Origin of the sequence: Microbacterium sp. ISL-103, assembly GCF_018613995.1 — a bacterium.
Classification (GTDB): Bacteria; Actinomycetota; Actinomycetes; order Actinomycetales; family Microbacteriaceae; genus Microbacterium.
The window spans coordinates 1-4245 of record NZ_JAGGPD010000292.1; the positions used below are offsets into that span (position 1 = coordinate 1).

4 protein-coding genes are annotated in these 4245 nt (G+C 68.9%); all 4 read left to right on the plus strand.

Annotated features, from left to right (window positions below; translation table 11 throughout):
- On the plus strand, positions 1-611 hold a 611-nt coding region (locus tag J7E68_RS11430; RefSeq protein ID WP_215172683.1), incomplete at its 5' end, for an ABC transporter ATP-binding protein.
- 45 nt (positions 612-656) lie between these two features.
- Positions 657-1748, plus strand: a complete 1092-nt coding sequence (locus J7E68_RS11435) for a Gfo/Idh/MocA family protein (protein ID WP_215172685.1) — start codon at positions 657-659, stop codon at positions 1746-1748.
- Positions 1745-2656, plus strand: coding sequence for a hypothetical protein (locus J7E68_RS11440; RefSeq protein ID WP_251048912.1), 912 nt, complete (start codon positions 1745-1747; stop codon positions 2654-2656). Before J7E68_RS11435 ends, J7E68_RS11440 begins: the two co-directional genes overlap by 4 nt.
- A 177-nt stretch (positions 2657-2833) precedes the next feature.
- Positions 2834-4129 (plus strand): extracellular solute-binding protein, encoded by a 1296-nt coding sequence (locus tag J7E68_RS11445; RefSeq protein WP_215172687.1) that lies wholly within the window; start codon positions 2834-2836, stop codon positions 4127-4129.
- Positions 4130-4245 lie beyond the last annotated feature (116 nt).

Below are 4245 nucleotides of genomic sequence, written 5' to 3' on the forward strand. Positions count from 1 at the left end.
CGGGCAAGTCGACGCTGCTGAACCTCGTGCTCGGATTCGTCCGGCCGACGAGCGGTCGGATCCTGCTCGACGGGGCCGACATGCAGAACCTCGACCTGCGCACGGTGCGGCGATCCATCTCGGTGGTGCCGCAGGAGTCGGTGCTGTTCGAGGGGTCGGTCTTCGACAACATCGCCTACGGCATGCCCGATGTCACCCCCGAACGCGTCGAGCAGGCGCTGCGAGACGCCAACGCGTGGGAGTTCGTGAGCGAGCAGCCGCACGGGTGGGACACGGTCGTCGGCGAGCGCGGAGCGCGTCTCTCGGGAGGGCAGCGGCAGCGCCTGGCGATCGCCCGGGCGCTCGTGCGCGATCCGCGCATCCTGCTGCTCGATGAAGCCACCAGCGCGCTCGATCCTGAATCCGAGGGGCTGGTCAAGGAGGCTCTCGAGCGGCTCATGCACGGTCGCACCACGCTCGTGGTCGCGCACCGCCTCTCGACGATCCGCCAGGCCGATCGCATCGTCGTGCTCGAGCACGGACGCATCGTCGAGCAGGGGTCGCACGATGAGCTGCTCGCCGCCGACGGGCGATACGCTCGGCTGCACCTGGTGCAGAACGGCCTGAGATGACGGGCGATGCGAGATGACAGACACTCACCGTCCTGAGGAGGACCGATGACTTCCGACAAGATCCTTCGCGCTGCCCTGGTGGGCACCGGGTCCGTGGCGAACTCGCACGCTCGGGCGGTGGCGGCGTATCCGCGGGCCGAGCTCGTCGCCGTCGCCGACCTCAGCCGTGAGAAGGCCGAGGAGTTCGCCGGCAGGTACGGCATCGCCGCCGCCTACGGCGATCTCGACGAGATGCTCGCCGCCGAGCATCCCGACGTCGTGCTCATCTGCACCCCGCCGGCGCCGCACCGCGAGCAGTCGCTCGCCGCCTTCGCCGCCGGTGCCCACGTGGTGGTCGAGAAGCCGCCGGCCCCGTCGCTCGACGAGCTCGACGACATGCGGGCGGGGGCCACGGCTGCGGGCAGACAGCTCGCCGTCGTCTTCCAGCAGCGCACCGGCACCGCGGCGGCGCACGTGCGCGGGCTGCTGCAGAGCGGCGCGCTCGGACGCCCGCTGGTCGCCGTATGCCAGACGCTCTGGTTCCGTGACGCCGACTACTTCGCCGTGCCGTGGCGGGGCAAGTGGGAGACCGAGGGCGGCGGCACGACGCTGGGCCACGGCATCCATCAGGTCGATCTGCTCGCGCACCTGCTGGGCGACTGGTCGACGGTGCAGGGGAGGCTCTGGCGACTCGACCGCGAGACCGAGACGGAAGACGTCTCGACCGCGACGATCGTGTTCGACCAGGGCGTGGTGGCCCAGCTCATCACGAGCGCGGTGTCGCCGCGTGAGGCGAGCTCGATCCGCATCGACACGCAGAAGGCCACGATCACCGTCGACCACGTCTATGGGCACGGGCACGAGAACTGGCGCATCACCCCCGCGCCCGGCTTCGAGGCGGAGGCCGAGGCCTGGGTGTTCCCCGAGGCCGAGGAGCGCAGCGACCACGCCCCGCTGCTGCGCGATGTCTTCGACGCTCTGCTCGACGACGCTCCGCTGCCGGCCACCGCGGATGCTCCCGCACGGTCGCTCGAGATCGTGGCCGCCATCTATGCCTCCGCGGCCGCAGACGGCGCCGTGATCACGCCTGAGGTGCTCGGCTCGCACCCGACGCATCGGGGTGGGTTCGCGAGCCCGGTCACCGACCTCCGCCGATGATCGAGCTCTACCGCGACCCGGTGTACGACGGGGCCACCGACCCGCGGGTGGTGATCGATGCCGCTGGGGTGTGGTGGATGTTCTACACGCAGCGCCGAGCGAGCCTCGCAGACTCCGGGCCCGGGGTGTCGTGGATCCACGGTACGAGAATCGGTGTCGCCACCTCGGACGACGGGATCGAGTGGCGGTACGACGGGACGCTCGAACCCGCGGCATCCGGTCTCGTGCTCGAGTCCGGCCCGCCGCCTGCCCGGGTGGACCGCACGCACTGGGCGCCCGAGGTCGTCTGGGACGGCGCGCGGTGGCGCATGTACCTGACCGAGATCGACGGCATCCCCGACCGCTGGCCGGGATTCGTGCGCGAGATCGTGGAGTACGTCTCGGATGATCTTCGTCGCTGGGAGCGACGCGGACCGCTCGCGTTGAGCAGCGATCGGGTCATCGACGCGGCGGTCGCGCGCACCCCCGACGGCCTCTGGCGCATCTGGTACAAGGACGAGGAGGCGGACTCGGTCACGATGGTCGCGTCGTCCGCCGACCTCGACGAGTGGCGCCTCGACGGCGTCGCGATCGGCGGTCGCCCCCATGAGGGGCCGACGGTGTTCGAGCTCGGCGGCTTCTGGTGGATGATCGTCGACGAGTGGCGGGGGATGGGCGTGTACCGCTCGGATGACGGTATCCGCTGGGCGCGTCAGGGCGGCGAGGATGCCGTCATCCTGACCGATGCTCCCGGGGGAGGGCACGGCAACCACGGCGCTCACGTGCACGACGGCGACGAGCTGTGGTTCTACTTCTTCGGCACCCCGGTGGCGGCACCGGTGCACGGCGCGACGGGTGAGCAGAGGCGAGCGGCGGTATATCGGTTGGGTCTCGAGGTCGATGCCGGGAACCTGGTCGTGAAAGACTGAAAGATCCCGCGGTAATCGATGTAATCCCCTCCGCGAATTGCCGGTTGCGAAACGTTTCAATCTGGATTAGCGTGCAGGTAAGCGTTTTCCCCGCACTACGGAGATCGCACCCGCACCACATGGACACAGGCGTTCCGCGGCCCTGCCGAACGAGGACGTTCACCAAAGAGGACAACGATGTTCAGCAAGAAGCGTCTGGCGGCCGCAGCGGCCGTCGCCACCAGCGCAGCGCTGGTACTCGCCGGCTGCGCCGGCGGCGGCAGCCCCGAGGGCGAGCCCACCTACGACCCCGACGAGAAGGTCACGCTCGACCTCGCGTTCTGGGGCAATGACGTCCGCGCCGATCTCTACAACAAGGCGATCGACGCGTTCAACGAGGAGTACCCGAACATCACGGTGAACGCGACCTTCCTCGGGTTCCCGGAGTTCTGGGAGAAGCGTCAGACCGAGGCCGCCGGCGGAGGGCTCCCCGACGTGATGCAGTTCGACTACTCCTACCTGCGTCAGTACTCCGAGAACGGACTGCTGCTCGACCTCGAGCCCTACCTCGGCTCGGTCATCGACACCGAGCCGCTCTCCGAGAACATCCTCGGCATCGGCGTCGTCGACGACACGACCTACGGCATCACCACCTCGACCAACGCGTGGGCGGTCTTCACGAACCCCGTGCTGCTCGAGACCGCGGGCGTCGAGGAGTTCGCCGGCGGGGACTGGGAAGACTACGACGACTGGATCGGCGAGATCACCGACGCCGGCGGCGGCGAGTTCTGGGGAGGGTCGGACTGGACCGGCCGCATCCAGAACTTCGAGCTGCAGCTGCGCAGCGAAGGCAAGAACCTGTTCGACGAAGACGGCACCCCCGGCTTCGACGAGGACCGTCTGAAGGAGTTCTGGGAGTCCGGAGACGACATCCGCGACGGCGTTGTCGTGCCGCAGCAGGTCGTCGAGGAGCTCAACCCGCTGAGCGCCTTCGACGCGGCTCAGAACGCCAGCGAGCTCACCTGGGACAACTTCGGTGCCGGCTACCTCGCCAACCTCGGCGAGAGCTACACCGAGCTCGGCATCGTGGCCCCGCCCGTCACCGAGGAGGGCGCCAAGGACCTCTACCTGAAGCCCTCGATGCTGCACACGATCTCGGCCAAGACCGAGCACCCCGAGGCTGCGGCCACGCTGGTGAACTTCCTCGTGAACTCGCCCGAGTCCGGTGAGATCTTCGGCACCAACCGCGGTCTTCCCGCATCCGAGACCGCTCTCGAGGCGGCCGACCTCGACCCGATGAGCCAGCTCGTCAAGGACTACGAGGAATCCATCGCCGACCGCCTGGGCGATGCACCCCCCGTGCCGATCGTCGGCTACGGCACCCTCGAGGAGAAGTTCCGCGTGCTGGGCACCGAGCTGAACTTCGGAACCACGACGGTCGACGAGGCCGTGTCGCAGTTCTTCGCCGAGATGGACGTCGTCCTCAACCAGTGATTCCGTCGGTGGGCCGGGCGTCAGCGCCCGGCCCACCGCATCCCATCCACTTCGGAAGGAGCTGTCATGAGCACGACGGCGACCAGGACGATCGTCACGGGCAAGAAGCCCGGGCG